The sequence below is a fragment of the Pinisolibacter sp. DMC100 genome, from assembly GCF_056313705.1.
Genome location: NZ_JBQUZT010000002.1, coordinates 247,221 through 269,844, shown reverse-complemented (window position 1 = coordinate 269,844; position 22,624 = coordinate 247,221). Strand labels below are relative to the sequence as shown.

Below are 22,624 nucleotides of genomic sequence, written 5' to 3'. Positions count from 1 at the left end.
CGTTCACGCCTTCTTGGGCCGGCGCGCCTTCGGTGCCGGCTTGGCCGCCGCCGCCCGTCGCGCCGCAGCGATGGCGCCGCGCACCCAGTCGGCGAAGACGTCGGGGTCGTCGAACACCTCTTCGGGCGCCCGCGCATAGGACATCACCGTCGTGCGGCCCGTCTTGGTCGTGTAGGAGAAGCGCGGCAGGCCGCGTTCGTCGAAGGCCGGACCGTTCACGTCGTCGACCTTGAAGAACAGCTGTTCGTCGATCACCAGCGCGAAGGCGAGCCCCTCGTGCCAGAGGCACAACCCGCCGAACATCGCCTTCATGGTGACGCCGCCGAGCGGCCGGCAGAGATCGCGATAGAATTCGACGTCGCTCACGGCCTCACCCCCGCATCCAGCCGACGAAGTCGACGAAGGCCGGCCACAGCGACAGGACGAGCAGCATGCCCATCGTCCAGTTGAAGAGACGCAGCCGCCGCGGCTCGTGCAGGAACCGGGCGATGATCGTCCCGAAGGCCGCCCATGTCGAGGCCGAACCGATGCCGGTGACGAGGAACACGGCGGCCAGCACCAGCGCCCCCGCGGTCGGCGTCAGCCCCTCCGGCACGTAGACCGACACGCCCGACACCGCCATGATCCAGCCCTTGACGTTGACCCACTGGAACGCCGCCGCCTGGATGAATCCGAAGGGCTTCGCCGTCGAGGCGACGACGCCGATGCCGCGCTCGACCGGCTGGAAGGCGATCTTGGCCGAGAGCCACAGCAGATAGACCACGCCGACGATCTCGATCGCCACGTGCAGCCACGGCTGGGTCCTGAAGACGAAGCCGAGGCCGAGCGCCACCAGCGCCGTCATCACCGGAAAGCCGATCGCCACGCCGAGGATGTGCGGCATGGTGCGGCGGAAACCGAAGTTCACCCCCGAGGCGAGCAACATCACGTTGTTCGGCCCCGGCGTGAAGGCGCCGATGCAGGCGAAGACGAAGAGCGCGACGAGCTGGTCGAGAAACGGGATCGGCATGGGCCTCGGTTCGATTCGAGGGGGAGCCGCGATCCTACCCGCGACCGCGCCGCGGTTCACCCCCCGAGACGCACGCGCGGCAATCACAGATGACGTAACGCAACATGCCGCTCACTCCGGCAACTGTACCTAGCCGTCGAACTTTGCTCGAGAAATGCTTCATGCACCGCAGCATTCGGCTGCCGACATCTCGGTTCATAGAGATTCCTTAACCTTCCCCAGCTACCGCTGGTAGCGCTATCACGCCAACGGGGGCGCCGAGATGAACTTATCGATCCGCACGATGCTTCGCGTCTCGACCGGAATTCTGGTGCTGACCCTGCTCTTCCTGCTCGGCGACAACGCACGCGCGATGTGGCAGCGCTCGGCGGCGACGCAGCGCACCGTGGTCGCGGCGGAGGTGACGGAACACCTCTTCACCGCCCTGCACAATCTGCGCGTCGACCGGTCGAGCACCGCCCGCGACCTGCGCAAGGACCAGCCCTCCGCCGCCTCGACCCAGCAGGCCCTCGCCGCCCGTGCCGCCGAACTCGCCGCGCTCGGGCGCTCGGTCGCGACCCTGACGGCGATCGGCACCGACGAGACGACCGCCGCCGCGCGGGCGCTCGCCGCGGACGCCGAGCGCCTCGCCGCGCTCCATGCCGAGGCCGAGGCGGCGATCCGCCGGCCGAAGGCCGAGCGCCGCGCCGGTCTCCTCGACGAGTTCCTGAAGACCACCAATGGGCTGGTCGACCGGCTCGAGGCGACGTCGCGCTCGATCGGCATCGGTGTCAAACTCGCCGACCCGATGATCGACAAGCTGCTCGACGTCAAGCAACTGGTCTGGCAGACCCGCGCCGCGGTCGGCGAGGCCTCCGCCATGGTCTCCGGCGGCGTCGCCGGCCTCGCCCTCGCCCCCGACTTCCGCCAGGGCTTCGCCGGCCAGATGGCCCGCGCCGAGGCGTCGTGGTCGGCGGCGCGCGATCTGGTCGCCGGCCTCGACATGCCGCCGGTCTTCCATGCCGCCGTCGAACGCGCCGAGCGCGAGTATTTCGCCAAGGACGTGCTGACCCGCCAGGCCGAGACCGCCGAGGCGCTCGCCGCCGGCCGCAGGGTCGACTTCGACAGCGCCGGCTGGAGCAACTTCATGGTGCCGCGTCAGGCGGCGGTGCTCGGCGTCGCCGAGGCAGCGCTCGCCGTCGCCCGCACCCGCGCGACCGAAGAACACGCCCACGCCCGTCTCGCGCTGATCGTCGACGTCGCCCTGCTCGTCGGCGCCGCGATCGCCTCGCTCGCCTTCCTGGTGATGGTCGACCGCCGTGTCGTCGCGCCGCTGAAGACCATCGGTGATCGCATGATGACGATGGCCGACGGCGATCTGGCGGTCGAGGTGCCCTATGTCGAGCGCGGCGACGAGATCGGCGCGCTCGGCCGCACCCTCGCCGTCTTCAAGGACAAGCTCGGCGAGGCCGAGGCCCTGCGCCGCGCCGAGGCCGACCGCGACCGTCGGGCGACCGCTCAGCGCCGCGCCGACCGCAATGCCCTCGCCGATCGCTTCCAGACGACCGTCGGCAGCATCGTCGGCGGCGTCGCCAGCGCCGCGACCGAGCTGCGCGCCTCGGCCGAGACCATGACGAGCGCCACCGCGGCGACGGCCGAGCGCTCGACCACCGTCGCCAGCGCCGCCGAAGAGGCGACCGCCAACGTCTCCTCCGTCGCCTCCGCGACCGAGGAACTGTCGTCGTCGGTCGGCGAGATCTCGCGGCGGGTGGATCACTCCGCCGAGATCGCCACCCGCGCCGTCGCCGAGGCGGATGCCACCAACCGGCGCATCGTCGGTCTCGCCGATGCCGCCCAGCACATCGGCTCGGTGGTCGGCCTGATCGCCCAGATCGCCGGCCAGACCAACCTCCTCGCGCTCAACGCGACGATCGAGGCGGCGCGGGCCGGCGAGGCCGGCAAGGGCTTCGCCGTGGTCGCGGCGGAGGTGAAGCAGCTCGCCGACCAGACCGCCAAGGCGACCGCCGACATCTCGGCCCAGGTCGACGCCATCCGCGTCGCCACCGGCCAGACCGCCGACGCCATCGCCGGCATCGGCGACACCATCCGCACCATGAACGAGATCACCGCCGACATCGCCGGCGCCGTCGGCGGCCAGGGCGAGGCGGCGCGCGAGATCGCCCGCTCGGTGCAGGAGGCGGCACAGGGCACGGCGATGGTTTCGAGCAACATCGAGGACGTGAACGTCGCACTGGCCCAGTCCGACGAGGCCTCGCGCCAGGTGCTCGACGCCGCGGTCGAGCTCAGCCGTCAGTCGGAGGCGCTGCGCCGCGAGATCGACGACTTCGTCGCCGGCATCCGCGCCGCCTGATCGGGCCTTGCAGAAACGACGGGAGGGCGGTCCGCGAGGGCCGCCCTTCGCGCGTTGTGACGAACGCTCGAGGTCTGACCCTTAGCCCCTGTTCGGCTTCACCCTGAGGTGCCCGACACAGTCGGGCCTCGAAGGGCGAAGTCGTCGACGGGCGTTGCCTCTCGGCCCTTCGCCCTTCGAGGCTCGCTTCGCTCGCACCTCAGGGTGAAGAGCCTCTGCTCCAGACCGAAGGGATCGAAGCCTCATACGTCCGACGTCAGGCGCCCTCGAGCCCCATCGACCAGAAGTCGGCCTCGAGCAGCGAAGCCGTGGCGAAGATCTCGGCGAGATCGTCGAAGCGCGCGGGGGTGAGCGAACGCTCCGCCAGCCGGTCGAGATGGGCGCGCGCCGCCGCCGCGATCTCCAGATAGGCCCCGCCGGCATATTCGGCGATCCATTCGGCGTAGGGGTTGGCGGCATCGAGCGCCCCCGGCCGCATCGCGAGTGTCTTGGCGATCTCGGCGTAGCCGACGACGCAGGGGGCGAGCGCCACGTGCAGATCGAGGAGATCGCCGCGCAGCCCGGTGTCGATCACCCAGCGGGTATAGGCGACGGTGGCGCGATGCTCCGGCGTGGTGTCGAGCACCGAGAGCGGAATGCCGCGCGCCTCGCAGAGCCGCACGTGCAGCCCCATCTCGGTGTCGAGCAGCCCCTTCAGCCCCGCGAAGGAGGCGCGCATCTCGGCGAGATCGCGCCCCTTGAAGACGGCGAGCGCATAGGCGCGGGCGAACTGGATCAGGAACAGCCAGTCCTGCACCAGATAGGTGCGGAAGGCCGCCTCCGGCAGCTCGCCCGAGCCGAGCCCGTGGACGAAGGGATGGTCGACATAGGCGCGCCACGCCTCGGGACGGGCGGCGACGAGGCGGTCGAAGAGATCCATCAGGCCTTCGCCGGCTCGATCGAGACCGATTCGCCGCAGCCGCAGGCCGAGATCTGGTTCGGGTTCTCGAACACGAAGGTCGAGGCCATCTTGTCGGTCTTGAAGTCGACCGTGGTGCCGAGCAGATAGAGCGTCGCCGCCGGATCGACGAAGACGGTGACGCCGTCGACCTCGACCACGTCGTCCTTGGGATCGGCCGCCGCGACCATCTCGAACTTGTAGGTCATGCCGGCGCAGCCGCCCTTGTCGAGACCGAGGCGGAGGCCGGCGAGCGGCGTCGACGAATTGGCGATGATCGCGCGCACGCGGTCGACCGCGGCGGGCGTCAGCTTCACGACGGGCATGTCGCCGAAGAGACCCATGGGAGTGCTCCTTCTCAATACATGTCGAGCGCGATGCGCGCCTCGTCGGACATGCGTTCCTGCGTCCATGGCGGATCGAAGACCATGCTGACGCTGACTTCGTTGATGCCGGCGACGGAGCGGATGGCGTTCTGCACCCAGTCCGGCATCTCTCCCGCCACCGGACAGCCCGGCGCGGTCAGCGTCATGTCGACCTTGACGTTGCGATCGTCGTCGATGTCGACCTTGTAGATCAGGCCGAGCTCGTAGATGTCGGCCGGGATCTCGGGATCGTAGACCGTCTTCAGCGCGGAGATGATGTCCTGCGTCAGACGCTCCAGTTCCTCGGGCGGAATGGCCGAGCCCCCCGAGGTTGCGACCTGGGCGGGACCTTCGGAAAACGCCGGTGCCGTGGCTTCCATTGTCGAACTCCTCAGGCGAAGAAGGCTTGCGCCTTGACGATGCCCTCGACCAGCCGGTCGACCTCGTCGCGCGTGTTGTACATGGCGAAGGACGCCCGGCAGGTGGAGGTCACCCCGTAACGCTTCAGCAGCGGCTGGGCGCAGTGCGTGCCCGCGCGCACCGCGATGCCGTAGCGATCGAGGATCGTCGCCACGTCGTGGGCATGCGCCCCCGCCACCTCGAAGGCGACGATCGCCCCCTTGCCCGGCGCATTGCCGAAGATCCGCACCGAGTTGAGTTCGCCGAGCCGGGCATGGGCATAGGCGCCGATGTCGGCCTCGTGGGCGGCGATCGCCTCGCGGCCCACCTTCATCATGTAGGCGAGCGCGGCGCCGAGCCCGGCCGCCTCGACGATCGGCGGCGTACCCGCCTCGAAGCGATGCGGCGGCTCGCCGTAGGTGACGGTGTCTTCCGTCACCTCGCGGATCATCTCGCCGCCGCCGAGGAAGGGCGGCATGCGCGACAAGAGTTCGTGGCGGCCCCACAGCGCGCCGATGCCGGTCGGGCCGTAGAGCTTGTGGCCGGTGATGGCGTAGAAGTCGCAGCCGAGCGCCTTGACGTCGACCGGCATGTGGACCGCGCCCTGCGACCCGTCGACCACCACCCGGATGCCGCGCTCGTGGGCGATGCGGCTCACCTCGGCGATCGGCACCACCGTGCCGGTTACGTTCGACATGTGGGTGAGCGAGACGATCTTGGTGCGCGGCGTCAGCAGCTTCTCGAACTCGTCGAGGAGGAACGAGCCGTCCTCGGCGATCGGCGCCCACTTCAGCACGACGCCCTTGCGCTCGCGCAGGAAATGCCAGGGCACGATGTTGGCGTGATGCTCGAGGATCGAGATCACCACCTCGTCGCCGGCGACGAGGTCCTGCCCGAGCGACGAGGCGACGAGGTTCAGCGCCTCGGTCGACGACTTGGTGAAGACGATCTCGTCGAGCGACGGCGCGCCGAGGAAGTCGCGCACGATCTCGCGCGCCCCCTCGTAGGCTTCGGTCGCGGCATTGGCGAGGTGATGCAGGCCGCGATGCACGTTGGCATAGCGATGCTCCATCACGTCGACCATCTCGTCGATCACCGCCCGCGGCTTCTGCGCCGAGGCGCCGCTGTCGAGATAGACGAGCGGATGCCCGAAGACCTGCGTCTCGAGGATCGGGAAGTCGCGGCGGATCGCTGCGACGTCGTAGGGCTTGGTCATGGGAGCGTTCATGCGGCCTTCCCCCCGCGCGCGTCGATCCAGGCCTCGAGCTCGCCCTCGATCGCCTCGCGGACGGCCTCGGGCCCGATCGCGTCCGTCACCTCGCCGAGGAAGGCGCGGATGAGGAGCTTCTCGGTCTCGGCCGCCGGAATGCCGCGGCTCATCAGATAGAATTTCAGATCGTCGGACAGATCGGCGACCGTCGCACCGTGGGCGCAGGCGACGTCGTCGGCGAAGATCTCGAGTTCCGGCTTGGCCGAGGCCTCGGCGCGGTCGGAGAGCAGCACCGCATGCGCCCCCATCCGTCCGTCGGTGCCCTGCGCCGCCTTCTCGACCGAGATCCGGCCCTGGAAGACCGACTTGGCCTCGTCGTCGATCGCCGCCTTGTAGAGTTCGCGGCTGACCGAATTGGGCGCCGCATGCGTCACGGCGAGCGTGGCATCGGCATGTGCCCTGCCCTTCGCCAGCGTCGCGCCGCGGGTGGTGAAGTCGACGTTCGCCCCGAGCCGGGCGAAGATTTGGGTGCGGGCGAGCTTCGCCCCGAGCGTCACCAGCGAATGGTCGACCTTGCCGCCGTCGGCGACGTCGACGACCAGCGTCGACAGCCGCGCCGCGGCGTCGCCCTCGCGCTGATGATCGACCCAGGTCACGTCCGCCCCCGCGCCGACCGTCAGTTCGACGAGCGCATGGGCATGGATCTCGACCCCGTCCGGGCTCTCGTGGCTCTCGATCACGGTGAGGGACGCGCCCTCGCCGACCGAGACCGCGTGGCGGACGAAGGCGGAGACCGAGATCCCACGCGAAACATGGCGGATCGCCAGCGGCCGGGCGGCCTTGGCACCTTCCGCGACGCGCACCACCAGACCGTCGGTGTAGAAGGCGGAGGCCAGCGCCACCATCGGATCGGCATCGGCCTCGCGTTCCGCCGAGATCCGGCGGCCGAGTTCGACGAGCGCGCCGTCGCCCTTCGCCAGTCCTTCGGCGATGGTCGTGACGCTCACGCCCTCGCCGAGACCGGAGAGGTCGGAGAGATCGGCGGCGAACCAGCCGTCGACGAAGACGGCGCGCGCCGCCTCGAGGCCGGCGAAGACGTCGGCCGCGACCGCGACCTTGCCCGTCGGCCGCTCGGCAGGCAGCGGCGCCGCGGTCAGCAGCGTGCGCAGGTCGGTGAAGTGATAGGGCTCGATCCGCCGATGCGGCAGCCCCTTCGCCTCGAAACGGGCGAAGGCGGCGGCGCGCGGCGCGAAATCGCCGGGCAGATCGCCCGAACGGTCGGCGAAGGCGGCGCCGAGATCGACCTCCGCCTTGGTCCGGCGCCGCTCGGGAACGATGGTGACGTTGTTCATCACCGCCTCCTCACGCCGCTTCTTCGGCGAAGTCGGCATAGCCCTTCGCCTCGAGTTGCAACGCCAGTTCCGGCCCGCCGGTCTTGACGATCCGGCCCTTGGAGAGGACGTGGACGATGTCCGGGCGGATATGGTCGAGCAGGCGCTGGTAGTGGGTGATGACGACGAAGCCGCGCTCGGGCGAGCGCAGCGCGTTGACGCCCTCGGAGACGACCTTCAGCGCGTCGATGTCGAGGCCGGAGTCGGTCTCGTCGAGGATCGCGAGCTTCGGCTGGAGGATCGCCATCTGCAGGATCTCGTTGCGCTTCTTCTCGCCGCCGGAGAAGCCGACGTTGACCGGGCGCTTGAGCATGTCCTGGGTGATCTTGAGCTTGCCGGCTTCCGCGCGGACGAGCCGCATGAAGTCGGGCGTCGAGATCTCGTCCTCGCCGCGCTGCTTGCGCTGGGCGTTGAGAGCGGCCTTGAGGAACGTCATGTTGCCGACGCCGGGGATCTCGACCGGATACTGGAAGGCGAGGAAGAGGCCGTTGGCCGCCCGCGCCGCCGGGTCCATGTCGAGCAGGTCGACGCCGTCGAGCGTCGCGGTGCCGTCCGTCACGCGGTAGCCGGGCTTGCCGGCGAGCACATGGGAGAGCGTCGACTTGCCGGCGCCGTTCGGCCCCATGATGGCATGCACTTCGCCCGGCTTCACCGTGAGGTTCAGCCCGCGCAGGATCTCGCGGCCGTCGGCCTCGATCTCGGCATGGAGGTTCTTGATTTCGAGCATTGGTCCGTTCCCCTCGGGGAGGCGCGGCGACCGCGCCGGAATGGAATGGTGCGGAAGGGCGGCGATCAGCCGACCGAGCCCTCGAGGCTGACGCCGATCAGCTTCTGCGCCTCGACGGCGAACTCCATCGGGAGTTGCTGCAGCACGTCGCGGACGAAGCCGTTGACGATCAGCGCCACCGCCTCCTCGGCCGGCAGGCCGCGCGAGATGCAGTAGAACAGCTGGTCGTCGGAGATCTTCGAGGTGGTCGCCTCGTGCTCGACCTTGGCGCGCGGGTTGCCGCTCTCGAGATAGGGCACGGTATGGGCACCGCAGTCGTGGCCGATCAGCAGGCTGTCGCAGTTGGTGAAGGAGCGTGCGCCCTCCGCCCTGCGGTTGACCTTGACCTGGCCGCGATAGGTGTTCTGCGAGTGGCCCGCCGAGATGCCCTTGGAGATGATCCGCGAGGTGGTGTTCTTGCCCAGATGAATCATCTTGGTGCCCGAATCCACCTGCTGATGGCCGTTCGACACCGCGATCGAGTAGAACTCGCCCTTGCTGTCGTCACCGCGCAGGATGCAGCTCGGATATTTCCAGGTGATCGCCGAGCCGGTCTCGACCTGCGTCCACGAGATCTTCGAACGATCGCCACGGCAGTCGCCGCGCTTGGTCACGAAGTTGTAGATGCCGCCGCGGCCGTCCTTGTCGCCGGGGTACCAGTTCTGGACGGTCGAGTATTTGATCTCGGCGTCCTCGTGGGCGATCAGTTCGACGACCGCCGCATGGAGCTGGTTCTCGTCGCGCTGCGGCGCGGTGCAGCCCTCGAGATAGCTCACGTAGGAGCCCTTCTCGGCGATGATCAGCGTGCGCTCGAACTGGCCGGTCTTCTTCTCGTTGATGCGGAAGTAGGTCGACAGTTCCATCGGGCAGCGCACCCCTTCCGGGATCCACACGAAGGACCCGTCGGAAAAGACCGCCGAATTCAGCGTCGCATAGTAGTTGTCGGAGACCGGGACGACGGTGCCGAGATACTTCTTCACGAGCTCGGGATGCTCGCGCATCGCCTCGGAGATCGAGCAGAAGATGATCCCGTGCTTGGCCAGCTCCTCGCGGAAGGTGGTCACCACCGAGACGCTGTCGAACACCGCGTCGACGGCCACCCGCGCGCCCTCGACGCCGGCGAGAACCGCCTGCTCCTTCAAGGGGATGCCGAGCTTTTCGTAAGTCCGCAGCAGCTCCGGATCGACCTCGTCCAGGCTCTTCGGCCCCGACGCGGTCTTCGGCGCGGCGTAGTAGTAGAGATCCTGGAAGTCGATCTTGGGATAGGAGACGCGCGCCCAGGTCGGCTCTTCCATGGTCAGCCAACGGCGATAGGCCGCGAGCCGCCATTCGAGCATCCACTCGGGTTCGTTCTTCTTGGCGGAGATGAACCGGACGGTGTCTTCGGACAGGCCCTTGGGGGCCATGTCGGACTCGATCGCGGTCTCGAAACCGTACTTGTATTGGTCGACGTCGATCGCCCGGACCTGGTCGACCGTTTCTTTCACTGCAGCCATGTCGTTCTCTCTTCGCGGCGCGGGTTCAAGGCCCGCGGGTTCGAGAATCCGTATTCCAACCGAGGAAGTGGTGCGGTGCACCCTCCACGGCAAGGCTTTCGAGCAGGACGCATCGTTCGACGTGTCCGTCCTTCAGCCCTTGGCGAGCCGCCCCATCACCCGCCGCCAGACCTCGACGAAACGGTCGACGTCGTCGACGCTCGTCTCGGTGCCCAGCGACACGCGGAGGGCGGAACGGGCGAGATCCGCGTCGAGCCCCATGGCTTCCACCACGTGGCTCGGGCCGACCTTGCCCGAGGAGCAGGCCGAGCCGGCCGAAATGGCGACGCCTTCGAGATCGAAGGCGATGACCGCCGTCTCCGCCGAGACGCCCGCCTGCGCCACCATGGTGGTGTTGCAGAGCCGCGGCGCGCCCGCTCCCAGAACTTTCACATTGGAAGAATGAGAAAGCAACCGCTCTTCGAGCCGTTCCCGCAGGGTCTGCATTCCTCCGATGGTAGAAATACGGGACCGAGCGACCTCCGCGGCGACGCCGAAGGCGACGATGCCGGGCACGTTCTGCGTGCCGGCCCGCCGGTTCCCCTCCTGCCCGCCGCCCGGGATCAGTGCCGCCGGCACGACCTCCGGGTTCCGCAGCACCAGCGCGCCACATCCGGGCAGACCACCGATCTTGTGGGCCGAGAGCGACATGAGGTCGACGTCGAGCCCCGGCACGTCGAGCGCCAGCCGCCCCGCCGCCTGCACGGCGTCGCAGTGGACGATCGCCCCGTGGGCGCGCGCGATCCGCGCGATTTCCGCGATCGGCTGGATCACCCCGGTCTCGGAATTGGCGAGCTGCACCGAGACCATCGCCCGCTCACCGGCGGCAGCGATCGCCGCGAGTCGGACCTCGAGCACGTCGAGCCGGAGCAGCCCCTCGCCGTCGACGCCGATCCGCTCGACCCGGTCGGCGGCAAAGCGCCCGCCCGACAGCACCGACGGATGTTCCGTCGCGCCGATCAGCAGGCGATCGATCCGCACGTCGGTCGAGCCGATTCTGAGCGCGGGCGACAGCGCGAAGACGTTCGCCTCGGTCGCCCCCGAGGTGAAGACGACGCCGGCCGGCGCGGCACCGGCGAGCGAGGCGACCGCGCGACGCGCCGCTTCCACCCGCATCCGCGCGGCGCGGCCCTCGGTGTGGACGGACGAGGCGTTGCCGCCCGCCCGCGCCGCCGCGACCGCCGCCTCGAGGGCGTCGGGCAGCACCGGGGCGCCGGCATTGTGGTCGAGAAAGAGACGGGGCGAGGGCATGGGCATCGCGAAAGACGAGAAAGGGCGCCCGATCGTCGGATCGGTCGCCCCTGATTGACACATCCGGCGGCGCCCCGCAAAGGGCGTCGGGCATCACTCGAAGCTGGTGCCCATCTCCTTGCCGCGTACCCAGACCTTCTGCGCCGTCATCTTGCGGCCGCGGTCGAGGAGACGCAGCTCGAACTGGCTCGGCACGACGGCGTTGTCGCCGAACTCGAGCTTGGCGCCCTTCGAGGTGATGTTGCGCACGGTACAGTCCATCGACGATTTGCCGCCGGCGAAGACGACGCTGCCGCGCAACAGTCCCCGACGGCGCGCCTCGCTGCGGCGTTCGACGAATTCTTCCGACATGGAATGCTCCGATGCTGCGAAGACACGACAATTCGAAGAAAAAGCATACGCTCCCTCCGAATTCCCGCCAGCGGAACCTCCAAACGCGGTGAAGGATGTCTCAACTCACTCGAAGGCGACGCCGACGTCGCCGCTGCGCGCCCAGACGAAGCGCGCCCGCCGCTTGTCGCCGCGCTCCTTGAGGCGCAGTTCGAACATGGTCGGCAGGATGGTCGGCCCGTCGAAACGCAGCAGCGCCCCGCCGTCGGACCAGCCCCGGACCTGACAGTCCATCGACTTCCATCCGCCGCCGAAGACGACGAGCCCGCTGAGCAGCGTCCGTCGTCTCTGGTGGCTGCGGCGTTCGAAACGAACGACGTTCATGGTCGCAATCCCTTCTCGCGTCGATCTGCAATCTCAGGGAGAGTGATAGACGACCACACCGACAACCGAAAGCTGTCGGTGAATTGTTCGTTAATATGACGGTTGACCCTTGGTCACGGCTGGAAGCGGTCCGCCCGCGCCATCGCCCAGGCGTCGCGGAAGCGGCGATCGTCGGTGCCGGCGAGCAGTTCGCCGTGGCCGAGCGCCGGATAGAGCGCGTCGAAACCGACCGATTCCTGCGCCGAGATCCGCCGCGAGAAATGCGCCGGACCGAAGCGGCCGGGATGGTCGAGACCGGCCGCCCCCGTCAGTTCGGCGAGCGCATGCAGCGTCGAGGCATGGAAATTCGCCACCCGCTTGCGCTTGTCGGCCACCACCAGGGCGCGCGAGCGGGTCGGGTCCTGGGTGGCGACGCCGACCGGGCAGCGGTCGGTGTGGCAGCTCTGCGACTGGATGCAGCCGACCGCGAACATGAAGGCGCGCGCCGCGTTGCACCAGTCGGCGCCGAGCGCCATCGTCCGGGCGACGTCGAAGGCGGTGACGACCTTGCCCGACGCCCCGATCCGGATCGCCCCCCTGAGCCCCGCGCCGACCAGCGCGTTGTGGACGAAGTCGAGCCCGTCGCGCAGCGGCATGCCGAGATGGTCCATGAACTCCATCGGCGCCGCGCCGGTGCCGCCCTCCTTGCCGTCGACGACGATGAAGTCGGGCAGGATGCCGGTCTCGACCATCGCCTTGACCACGCCGAGGAACTCCCACGGATGGCCGACGCAGAGCTTGAAGCCGACCGGCTTGCCGCCCGAGAGCTGGCGCAGCGAGGCGACGAACTCGAGCAGCCCGATCGGCGTCGAGAAGGCCGAATGCGCCGACGGCGAGACGCAGTCCTCGCCCTCGCGCACCCCGCGCGTCGTCGCGATCTCGGTCGAGACCTTGGCCGCCGGCAGCACGCCGCCGTGGCCGGGCTTGGCGCCCTGCGACAGCTTCACCTCGATCATCTTCACCTGCGGATCGGCCGCCGTCTCGGCGAAACGCTCCGGCGAGAAGGACCCGTCGCGGTTGCGCGCGCCGAAATAGCCCGAGCCGAGTTCCCAGACGAGATCGCCGCCGTTGACCCGGTGATGGGGCGAGATGCCGCCCTCGCCTGTGTCGTGGTGGAAGCCGCCGTCCTTCGCCCCGCCGTTCAGCGCCATGATGGCGTTGGCCGACAGCGCGCCGAAGCTCATCGCCGAGATGGCGAAGACCGAGGCCGAATAGGGCTGCGAACACGACGGCCCGCCGATGTCGATGCGCAGCGCCTTCGGATCGACGCTGCGCGGGGCGAACGAATGGCGCATCCACTCGTAGCCCTCGGCATAGACGTCGTGCTGGGTGCCGAAGGGGCGCTTGTCGAGCTCGCTCTTGGCGCGCTGATAGACGACGGCGCGGCGATCGCGCGAGAACGGCATGCCGTTCTTCTCGTCCTCGAAGAAATACTGCCGCATCTCCGGCCGCATCTCCTCGAGCAGGAAGCGCAGATGCGCCGAGATCGGATAGTTGCGCAGCACCGCGTGGCGGGTCTGGATCAGGTCGCGGATGCCGAGGATCGACAGACCGGCGAAGAGCGCGAGCGGCAGGCCGATCAGCCAGTGGTCGGCCGGATGGGCGACATAGAGGCCGAAGAAGAGCGCCGTCAGCGCCAGCGCCAGCGTCAACGCGACGTAGCGCGGCGAAAGGGCCAGTCCGAGATACCGCATCGCCTGCCTCCCGAGGATCGATCCGCCAATTGCGCCCGCGCCCCGCATCACTGCGATGACGGTCGATCGGATCGATTCGCCCGTCGCAGTCTGCGCCGCGCTCGAGCCCTCGTCACGCCGGGTGCGCAGCTCCCGCCAACGGGTTAGTCTCGATCCGTCGCCAGTCACCAGAATCGGAGCCGTCCGTGATCCGTCTCCTCCACACCGCCGATTGGCACCTCGGCCAGACGCTGATGGGCTGGTCGCGTGAGGAGGAACACGCCCGCGCGCTGGCGAGCCTCGTCGACATCGCCGAGGCCCGCGCGATCGACGCGCTGATCGTCGCCGGCGACGTCTTCGACACCCAGAACCCGAGCGAACGCGCCGAAGCCCTGCTCTTCCGCACGCTCGTGGAGCTGCGCCGCCGCCTGCCCCGCGTCGCCGTGGTGATCGTCGCCGGCAACCACGACCCCGCCGGCCGCATCGAGGCGCCGCGCCCGCTTCTCGCCGAACTCGGCGTCCATGTCGTCGGCCGCGTCCGCCGCCGCGACGAGGCCTTCGATCTCGACCGCCATCTGGTGTCGCTCGCCCCCGCCGACGGCGGCCCGACGGTCCATGTCCTCGCCCTGCCCCATCTCGGGCCCGCCAGCCTGCCGCCCTTCGACCGCCGCGACGAGCGGCCCGGCTCGCCGATCGTCCGCGCCGTGCGCACGCTGCACGCCGAGGCGATCGCCGCCGCCCGCGCCCGGGTGGGCGATGCCCCCCTCGTCGTCACCGGCCACCTGACACTCGCCGGCGGCCTCGAATCGGAGGGCGCCGAGCGCCGCATCCTGATCGGCGGCGAACATGCCGTGCCGGTCGATCTCTTCCCCGCCGACCTCGCCTATGTCGCCCTCGGCCATCTCCACAAACCGCAGGCGATCGGCCGAGAAAACGTCCGGTATTCCGGCTCGCTCTTCCCGCTCTCCGCCACCGAGCGCGGCTATGCCCACGGCGTCTCGCTCGTCGAGATCGATGCGGAGGCCACGCGGGTCGAGCATGTCGCGATCCCGCGGCCCCTGCCCTTCCTGCGCCTGCCCGACCGCGGCGCCATGGCGCTCGGCAATCTCGACGGCGCGCTCACCGCCCTCGGCCTCGATCCCGAGACCCCGGTCGAGCTGCGCCCCTTCGTCCAGGCGGTGATCCGCCTCGACGGCCCCGCCCCCGACCTCAAGGCCGAACTCGACCGCATCGCCGCCGCCCATCCGGTCCGCCTGATCGGCCATCAGGTCGAACGGCCGACCGTCGAAGAGGCCCCCGTCGCGCCGATGCTCGATCTCTCCGAGATCGCCCCGGCCGATCTCTTCGCCGCCGCCTTTCGCCGCGCCCACGGCTGCGATCCCGAGGCCCGTCACGTCGAGGCCTTCGATCGGCTCGTCGGCCGCGTCGAGAACGAGGAGGTGTGAGACATGCGCATCCTCGCCCTGCGCGGCCACAACCTCGCCAGCCTCGCCGAACCCTTCGAGATCGACCTCGAGGCCGAGCCGCTGGCCGGTGCCGGCCTCTTCGCCATCACCGGCGAGACCGGGTCCGGCAAGTCGACGCTGCTCGACGCGCTCTGCCTCGCCCTCTACGGCGACTTCCCGCGCATCGCCGAGGGCTCCGACCAGACGCTGCCCGACGTCGGCGTCGAGACCATCAAGGCCAAGGACCCGCGCAATATCCTGCGCCGCGGCGCGGCGCGCGGCTCGGCCGAGGTCGACTTCGTCGGTCTCGACGGCGCCCGCTATCGCGCGACATGGTCGGTCAACCGCGCCCGCGGCCGCGCCGACGGCCGGCTGCAGGCGGCGACGCGGCTCCTGGTCCGGCTCGCGCCCGACGGCGCGGCGGCCGAGCCGATCGCCGAGAAGACCGCCGTCACCGCCGCGGTCGAGGGGCTGACCGACCTCACCTTCGACCAGTTCCGCCGCACCGTCGTGCTGGCGCAGGGCGAATTCGACGCCTTCCTCGCCGCCAACGAGGCCGAACGGGCCGATCTGCTCGAGAAGATCACCGGCACCGAGATCTACGCCCGCCTATCGCGCGAAGCCTTCGACGTCGCCAAGGCGGCGCGCGAGGCGGTGGAACGCGCCCGCGAACGTCTCGCCGCCGTCGGTGTGCTCGAACCCGCCGTCCGCGAGGAGAAACGCGCCCGCCGCGACGCCATCCTCGTCGAACTGGCCACCCTCGACACCCGCCTCGCCGCCGCCAATGCCGCGCTCGCCCTGCACGACCGCCGCGACGCCGCCCGCACCGCCGCGGCCGAAGCCGACGCCCGGGCGGCCGGCGCCACCGCCGAGATCGAGGCGACGCGGGCCGAGCGCATGCGGCTCTCGGCGATCGGCCGCGCCGCGACGCTGCGCCCGGTCTTCGATCGTCTCGCCGCCGCCCGTCGTGCCGAGGCCCGCGCCGTCGAGGCGCTCGACGAGGCGCGCAAGCGGCTCGAGGTGGCGACCCCCGTCTACGGCGAGGCGCGCGCCGCCCGTGACGCCGCCAATGCCGCCGTCCGCGCCGTGGTCGAGGAGATCGAGGCGCTGAAACCGGCCTGGACCGCCGCCGCGGCCCTCGACGAACGCATCCTCGGCGCCGCCCGCGCCGTGACCGAGGCCGAGACCCCGGCGGAGGCCGTCCGCACCGAACGCGACGAGGCCGCCGCCCGCATGGCCGATCTCGCCGCCCGCCGCGCCGACGTCGTCGGGCGGCTCGCGACCCTGCGCGCCGAGGCCGAGCGTCGCCCGGCGGTCGCGGCGCTCGTCGATGCCTTCGACGCCGTCGACGAGCGCCTCGTCGAACGCGCCTCCGTCCGCACCCGCCGGCTCGACGCCGAGACCCGCCGGGACCGAGCGATCGCCGACGCCGCCGCCGCGGCCGAAGCCCTCGCCGCCCTCGACGCCGCCGCGTCCGCCCGCCGGGAGGAACGCGCGACGCTCGAGGCCGAGACGGTGCGTCTGCGCGACGCCCTCGCCGACCTGCGCATGGAAGAGACCGCCGCCCGCGACGCCGGCCTCGCGAGGCTCGCGGGCGAAGTCGCAGCCCTCCTGCCCCTCGCCCGCGAGGCTGCGGCTGCGACCGCCCTCGCCGATCGCCTCGCCGGCGAGGCCGAGGCCGCCCGTACCGAGGCCGAAGCCGCAGCCGTCGCCCTGCCGCCCCTCGTCGGCGAACGCGAGACCATCCAGCGCCGGCTCGCCGAGGGCGAGGCCGCCCGCCGCCTCGCCGATGCGCTCGACGACGCCCATGCGGCGGCGCTGCGCGAGACGCTGGTCGAGGGCGCTCCCTGCCCGGTCTGCGGCGCCACCGACCATCCGATCCTGACCGATCCGTCCGTCCGCGCCGCGCTCGAGGCGCTGCGCACCGAGCGCCGCGGGCTGGAAGAACGGCTCGCCGCCCTCGACGGCACCATCGCCGATCTCGATCGCCGCCGTTCCGCCGCCGAGACCCGCCGCGACACGCTCGCCGCCCATCTCGCCGACGCTCGCGCCCGCAGCGACGCCGCCGCCTCGGCGCTCGCCGCGGCGGAAGCCCGCATCGCCGTGCTCCGCCCCGAAGACGGCCTCGATCCCGGCCCAGAGGCCGGCTCGGAGGCGCGTTGGACCACCTTCGCCGCACGGATCGACGCCGCCCGCGCGCCGCTCGCCGAGGCCCGCGCCCGCGCCGACGCCACCCGTCTGGCGCTCGACGCCGCCGGCACCCGCCTCGCCGCCCTCGACCGCACCCGCGACGCCGAGGCCCCCGAACGCGCTCGCCTCGCCGAGGCCGCCGCCGACGCCGAACGCCGCCGGGCGGTGGCCGAGGCGACGATCGCCGATGCCGCCCACCGCATCGCCGAGATCGACGCCCGCCTCGCCCTCCATCTCGAGCCCCTCGACCTCGGCCCGGCCGATCTCGACGCCCGCGGCGACGCCATCCGCCGTCGGCTGCACGAGGTCACCGTCACCCGCCGCGCCGCCGCGGCGGAAGCCGCGCGCCTCGCCGAAGAGGAACAGGGGCTGGAGCGCGACGCGCTGGTCGCCGCCGCCGGTCTCGAGCGGACCGAACGGGCGCTCGCCACCGCCGAGGCGACGCTCGCCGCCGCCCGCGCCCAGCATGCGCGCTATCTCGCCGAACGCACCGTCCTGCTCGACGGCGTACCGACCGCCGTCCACCGCGAGGAGCGCGACCGCCGCCGCGCCGAGGCCGAGGCCGCGCGCGACCGCGCCGTCGCAGCCCTGGACGCCGCCCGCCGCGAACACGACGAGGCGATCACCCGCGTCGCCGAACGCAAGGACGTGCTGATCGGCCTCGAGGACGAGAGTTCGCAGGCCGCGACCATCCGCGACCACGCGCTCGCCGCCGCCGATCTCGACCTCGCCGAGACCGCGACGCTGCTCGCCGTGCCCGCCGACGAGGTCGAGACGCTCGCCGCCCGTCTGCGCACCGTCGACGAGGCCGCCCGCGCCGCCGCGGCGGAGGCCGCCGCCCGCCGCCGCGATCTCTTCGCCCTCGAGGCCGAAGCCGCCGAGACCGCCGACCGCACCGTCGCCGCCGCCGATCTCGCCGCCGCCCGCGCCCTCGGCGAGGCGCTCAACCGCGAGCTCGGCGCCCTGGGCGAGGCGCTCGCCGCCGACGACGAGGCCCGCCGCCGCGCCGGCGACATCGAGACCGAGATCGTGCAACTGACCGACGAGGCGGCGATCCACGCCGCCGTCGAAGCCGCCATCGGCTCGGCCGACGGGGCGAAGTTCCGCCGCTTCGCTCAAGGGATCACGCTCGACCGGCTGGCGGCGCTGGCCGATCGCCATCTGGCGACGCTCGCGCCGCGCTACCGCCTGCAACGCACCGAAGGGCTGGGCCTCGCCATCGTCGACCGCGACATGGGCGACGAGACCCGCTCCACCCGCTCGCTGTCGGGCGGCGAGCGCTTCCTCGCCTCGCTGGCGCTGGCGCTGGCCCTGTCGGGGCTGGAGGGACGGCGCGGCTTCGTCGACACGCTCTTCGTCGACGAGGGCTTCGGCTCGCTCGACGCCGCCACGCTCGACGTCGCCATCGACGCGCTGGAGAGCCTGCAGAGCGAGGGTCGCCGGGTCGGCGTGATCAGCCACGTGCCGGCGCTGCAACGTCGCGTGCCGGTGCAGATCCGCATCCGCCGCGCCGGCCTCGGCCGCTCCCGCGTCGAGATCGACGACGGGCGGGGGTGAGGCGCCGCCGAAGGGACGAGACGCCGGCTCATAGCCCCCTGTTCGGCTTCACCCTGAGGTGCCCGACCGTGAGGTCGGGCCTCGAAGGGCGAAGCCTCGACGGGCGGTGCCACTCGACCCTTCGCCCTTCGAGGCCCGGCTGCGCCGGGCACCTCAGGATGAAGGGCCTCCGCAAGAAGCCGAAAGGTCGAAGGATCGGATCGTCGATCTCACCCCATCACGCGGGCGATCGCCGCCCCGATCTCGGCGATGGCGGCGTTGCGGGCGGCCATGTCGACCTTGGTCTCGGCGAAATAGAGCGCGATCGTCAGCGCCGGCCCCTTCGGCCGCTCGACCACGGCGATGATGCCGCGGGTGCCGTTGTTGCCGGAGCCGGTCTTGTCGGCGATCACCCAGTCCTTCGGCATGCCGGCGCGGAACAGGCCGTCGGCCACCCGGTCGCCGCGCATCCAGCCGAGGAGCCGCGCCCGTGAGGCCGGTGAGAGCACGTCGCCGAAGGCGAGCCGCTCCAGCGTCGCCGCCATGGCGGAAGGCGTGGTGGTGTCGCGCGGATCGCCCGGCGCCGCCTCGTTCAGCGTCGGTTCGTTGCGGTCGAGCCGGGTGACGTCGTCGCCCGTGCCGCGCAGGAAGGCGGTCAGCCCGGCCGGTCCGCCGATCGCGTCGAGGACGAGATTGGCCGCCGTGTTGTCCGACCAGGCGATCGCCGCCTCGCAGAGTTCGCCGAGCGGCATGCCGCCCGGGCCGGTCCGCTTCTCGGTGACCGGCGACCATTCGATCAGGTCGCCGCGGCCGATGACGACGCGGCGATCGAGGCTCTCCTCGCCGCGGTCGACCCGCGCCAGCAGGGCCGCGGCGGCCGAGGCCTTGAAGGTCGAGCACATGGCGAAGCGATCGCCGCCGCGGAGCGCGCGGATCTCGCGGCCCTCGGCGCGGATGGAAAGACCGACCCGGCCGCCGACCCGCGCGGCGACCGTCGCCAGCGTCTCGTCGAGCGCGTCGCCCGCCGATGCCGGTCGCGCGATGCCGAGCGCCGCCGCCCCGCCGATCAGCCCGAGCATCGTCCGTCGCGTCGCCCTCATGGCGCATCTCCTGGTCTGGAAAGGATGGAAGACGGCGAAACGGCGCCCCTTGGGCGCCGTCCGTCCGTCGATCAGTAGAGGCCGCCCTGCTGCAGGCCGCGTTCCTGTTCGGGCGTGACCTTGTTGGCCTTGCCGAACTCCTCGGTGTCGTAGCCGATGACCGAGTAGGTGTCGGGCGGCGCCGTGCCCGGCTTGAAGGCTTCCATGATCGTGTCGGTGTCGCCGGGCGACGCCTTCATGCCGGAATGGCGGCTGACCGCGATGAAGCGGATGCCGGCCGGCACGCGGAAGGGCACCGGCGGCTTGTCCTTGAGCGCCTCCGAGAAGAGCTCGCGCACCACCGGTGCCGCCGTGTGGCCGCCCGAGATGCCCCGGCCCATCGGCCGCGGCTTGTCGTAGCCGAGGTAGACGCCCGCCACGAGATCCGGCGTGAAGCCGACGAACCAGACGTCCTTTTCCTCGTTGGTGGTACCGGTCTTGCCGGCGACCGGACGCTTGAGGTCGGAGAGGACGGTCGCGGTGCCGCGCTGGACGACGCCTTCCATGATCGAGGTGATCTGGTAGGCCGTCATCGGGTCGAGCACCTGCTCGCGCTCGTCGATCAGCTCCGGCTCGGACTGGTCGGCCCACTTGGGCGCGTCGCAGCTCTCGCAGATGCGCTTGTCGTGTTTGAAGATCGTCTTGCCCCAGCGGTCCTGGATGCGGTCGATGAAGCTCGCCGTCACCTTGCGGCCGCCGTTGGCGATGGTCGCGTAGGCCGCGGTCAGACGCAGCACGGTCGTCTCGCCGGCGCCCAGCGACATCGGCAGATAGGCGCCGAGGTCCTCGTAGATGCCGAAGCGCTTGGCGTATTCGACCACCAGCGGCATGCCCATGTCCTTGGCCAGGCGCACCGTCATGGTGTTGCGCGACTGCTCGATGCCGACGCGCAGGGTCGAGGGGCCGTAGAACTTCTGGGAATAGTTCTCGGGCTTCCACACCGGCTGACCGCCGCCGGGATTGATCTCGATCGGACCGTCGAGCACCAGCGACGACGGCGTGTAGCCGTTGTCGAGCGCGGCGGCATAGACGAAGGGCTTGAACGACGAGCCGGGCTGACGCCAGGCCTGGGTCGCGCGATTGAACTCGCTCTCGGCGAAGGAGAAGCCGCCGGTGACCGCGAGGACGCGGCCGGTGTGCGGGTCCATCACCACCATCGCGCCGGAGATCTCCGGCACCTGACGCAGGCGATGGATCGACCGATCGGCCGTACCGCCGGCGACCTTCTCGACATAGACGACGTCGCCGACCGCGACGACGCCGGCCATGCCGCGGCCGATCGCCGAGGTGCGCTTGGCGCCCTCCGCCCAACGGCTCGCCCACTTGGCCTGATCGAGCGGCACCACGGCGCGTTCGCGTTCGGTCGAGATCTCGCCGGCCGGCAGACGCCGCGGCTGCAGACCGACGACGGCCTCCTGATCGGCGACCGACAGAACCACGCCGAGCCGCCATTCCGGCACGTCCGCCAGCGCCTTGACCTCGGCCAGCGCCGGCCCCCAGTCGCCCGACCACGTCAGCCGCGACACCGGCCCGCGCCAGCCGGCGCTCTGGTCGTAGGCGAGCAGACCGTGCATCAGCGCCTTGCGGGCATACTGCTGGACCTTCGGATCGAGCGAGGTGCGCACCGACAGGCCGCCCTGATAGAGGCCGCGCTCGCCGTAGCGCTCGATCAGCTGGCGGCGGACTTCTTCGGCGAAATAGTCGGCGCCGAAGATGTGCGGGCCGGTGGTGCGCTGCACCACCTTCAGCGGATCCTTCTTGGCCTTGTCGCCCTGCTCGGCGGTGATGAAGCCGTTGGAGACCATCTGGCCGATCACCCAGTTGCGACGCTCGATCGCGCGATCGGCGTGGCGGAAGGGGTGATAGTTGTTCGGACCCTTCGGCAGCGCCGCCAGATAGGCCGCCTCCGCGATGGTCAGCTCGTGCACCGACTTGTCGAAATAGAGGAGCGACGCCGCCGCGACGCCGTAGGCGCCGATGCCCAGATAGATCTGGTTCATGTAGAGCTCGAGGATCTCCTCCTTGGTGTAGGCGGCCTCGATGCGGACGGCGAGAATGGCTTCCTTGATCTTGCGTTCGAAGGTCTGCTCGTTGGAGAGCAGGAAGTTCTTGGCGACCTGCTGGGTGATGGTCGAGGCGCCCTGCGGCCGGCGGCCGGCGAGCTTGTTCTGGACCGTCACGATGGCGGCGCGGACGATGCCTTCGGGATCGAGACCGGTGTGCTCGTAGAAGTTCTTGTCCTCGGCGGACAGGAACGCGTTCTTGAGCATCTGCGGGATCGCCTGGCTCGGCAGGAACAGTCGGCGCTCGGAGGCGTATTCGGCCACCAGCTCGCCGTTGCCGGCGTGCACGCGGCTCATCACCGGCGGCTCGTAGTTCTTGAGCGCGGTGTAGTCCGGCAGATCGGAGGAGGCGTGCTTGTAGGCGAGATAGACGCCCGCCGCGATCGCCAGGACGGCGACCGTGCCGATGCCGAACAGATAGCCCAAGAACCGCAGAAGGAACATGCCGCCCGATCTTCCCAGAATGCTGCGGCGCCCGACGCCGCGTTCGACCTCGCCGGCGGACGTGGCCCGCGCGCTCCCTACTCGAAGGAGGCGCCGGACATCGTCGCCACGGGCGCGGAGGCCTCCCGCCCGAGAGGGTCGGCAACCGCCGCCCTCGCCCGGATCTGC

At 70.7% G+C, this 22,624-nt stretch carries 18 protein-coding genes; 3 read left to right on the top strand and 15 right to left on the bottom strand.

Translation table 11 applies throughout. From position 1 onward, the window contains the following. Positions 1-3: 3 nt before the first annotated feature. Both ACT541_RS10135 and ACT541_RS10130 read right to left on the bottom strand, forming a co-directional pair. On the bottom strand, positions 4-366 hold the full coding sequence (locus tag ACT541_RS10135) for a TfoX/Sxy family protein (RefSeq protein WP_476136467.1): 363 nt from the start codon (positions 364-366) through the stop codon (positions 4-6). Between the two features lie 4 nt (positions 367-370). Continuing rightward, positions 371-1,009 carry a LysE family translocator gene (locus tag ACT541_RS10130; RefSeq protein WP_476136465.1) on the bottom strand — a complete coding sequence of 213 codons (639 nt, stop codon included), beginning with the start codon at positions 1,007-1,009 and terminating at the stop codon, positions 371-373. A gap of 262 nt (positions 1,010-1,271) precedes the next feature. Between ACT541_RS10130 and ACT541_RS10125 the strand changes: the two genes are divergently transcribed. Continuing rightward, positions 1,272-3,359 (top strand): methyl-accepting chemotaxis protein, encoded by a 2,088-nt coding sequence (locus ACT541_RS10125; protein WP_476136464.1) that lies wholly within the window; start codon positions 1,272-1,274, stop codon positions 3,357-3,359. A gap of 256 nt (positions 3,360-3,615) precedes the next feature. Here the strand turns inward: ACT541_RS10125 and tenA are convergent, their stop codons facing one another. The 11 genes from tenA to ACT541_RS10070 form a co-directional block, all read right to left on the bottom strand. Then, positions 3,616-4,278, bottom strand: coding sequence for a thiaminase II (tenA, locus tag ACT541_RS10120; protein WP_476136462.1), 663 nt, complete (start codon positions 4,276-4,278; stop codon positions 3,616-3,618). Next, the gene (locus ACT541_RS10115) at positions 4,278-4,640 is read right to left on the bottom strand and encodes a HesB/IscA family protein (RefSeq protein WP_476136461.1); all 363 of its coding nucleotides are present in this window, start codon (positions 4,638-4,640) and stop codon (positions 4,278-4,280) included. The genes tenA and ACT541_RS10115 overlap by 1 nt, the downstream gene beginning before the upstream one ends. Before the next feature lie 14 nt (positions 4,641-4,654). Beyond that, positions 4,655-5,041 carry an SUF system Fe-S cluster assembly protein gene (locus ACT541_RS10110; RefSeq protein ID WP_476136460.1) on the bottom strand — a complete coding sequence of 129 codons (387 nt, stop codon included), beginning with the start codon at positions 5,039-5,041 and terminating at the stop codon, positions 4,655-4,657. Between the two features lie 11 nt (positions 5,042-5,052). Next, complete coding sequence (locus tag ACT541_RS10105; RefSeq protein WP_476136458.1) at positions 5,053-6,288, bottom strand: cysteine desulfurase; 1,236 nt, start codon at positions 6,286-6,288, stop codon at positions 5,053-5,055. Then, positions 6,285-7,622, bottom strand: a complete 1,338-nt coding sequence (sufD, locus tag ACT541_RS10100) for a Fe-S cluster assembly protein SufD (RefSeq protein ID WP_476136456.1) — start codon at positions 7,620-7,622, stop codon at positions 6,285-6,287. The genes ACT541_RS10105 and sufD overlap by 4 nt, the downstream gene beginning before the upstream one ends. Positions 7,623-7,632: 10 nt before the next feature. Next, positions 7,633-8,388, bottom strand: a complete 756-nt coding sequence (gene sufC / locus ACT541_RS10095) for a Fe-S cluster assembly ATPase SufC (RefSeq protein ID WP_476136454.1) — start codon at positions 8,386-8,388, stop codon at positions 7,633-7,635. A 65-nt stretch (positions 8,389-8,453) separates the two neighbouring features. After that, complete coding sequence (gene sufB / locus ACT541_RS10090; RefSeq protein WP_476136453.1) at positions 8,454-9,923, bottom strand: Fe-S cluster assembly protein SufB; 1,470 nt, start codon at positions 9,921-9,923, stop codon at positions 8,454-8,456. 132 nt (positions 9,924-10,055) lie between these two features. Beyond that, positions 10,056-11,213 carry a cysteine desulfurase family protein gene (locus ACT541_RS10085; RefSeq protein WP_476136452.1) on the bottom strand — a complete coding sequence of 386 codons (1,158 nt, stop codon included), beginning with the start codon at positions 11,211-11,213 and terminating at the stop codon, positions 10,056-10,058. Positions 11,214-11,306: 93 nt separating this feature from the next. Continuing rightward, positions 11,307-11,564: a PilZ domain-containing protein gene (locus ACT541_RS10080; RefSeq protein WP_476136450.1), complete on the bottom strand. Its 258-nt coding sequence runs from the start codon at positions 11,562-11,564 to the stop codon at positions 11,307-11,309. Positions 11,565-11,669: 105 nt separating this feature from the next. Next, positions 11,670-11,927: a PilZ domain-containing protein gene (locus tag ACT541_RS10075; protein ID WP_476136449.1), complete on the bottom strand. Its 258-nt coding sequence runs from the start codon at positions 11,925-11,927 to the stop codon at positions 11,670-11,672. Positions 11,928-12,040: 113 nt separating this feature from the next. Then, positions 12,041-13,660, bottom strand: coding sequence for an FMN-binding glutamate synthase family protein (locus ACT541_RS10070; protein WP_476136447.1), 1,620 nt, complete (start codon positions 13,658-13,660; stop codon positions 12,041-12,043). A 185-nt stretch (positions 13,661-13,845) separates the two neighbouring features. Between ACT541_RS10070 and ACT541_RS10065 the strand changes: the two genes are divergently transcribed. After that, on the top strand, positions 13,846-15,084 hold the full coding sequence (locus ACT541_RS10065) for an exonuclease SbcCD subunit D (protein WP_476136445.1): 1,239 nt from the start codon (positions 13,846-13,848) through the stop codon (positions 15,082-15,084). A 3-nt stretch (positions 15,085-15,087) separates the two neighbouring features. After that, complete coding sequence (locus ACT541_RS10060; RefSeq protein WP_476136444.1) at positions 15,088-18,831, top strand: AAA family ATPase; 3,744 nt, start codon at positions 15,088-15,090, stop codon at positions 18,829-18,831. Positions 18,832-19,040: 209 nt separating this feature from the next. On the opposite strand, the gene bla is transcribed toward ACT541_RS10060, so the two are convergent. Further along, positions 19,041-19,910 (bottom strand): class A beta-lactamase, encoded by an 870-nt coding sequence (bla, locus tag ACT541_RS10055; RefSeq protein WP_476136442.1) that lies wholly within the window; start codon positions 19,908-19,910, stop codon positions 19,041-19,043. A 71-nt stretch (positions 19,911-19,981) separates the two neighbouring features. After that, positions 19,982-22,456 carry a penicillin-binding protein 1A gene (locus ACT541_RS10050; protein ID WP_476136440.1) on the bottom strand — a complete coding sequence of 825 codons (2,475 nt, stop codon included), beginning with the start codon at positions 22,454-22,456 and terminating at the stop codon, positions 19,982-19,984. Positions 22,457-22,624: the final 168 nt, after the last annotated feature.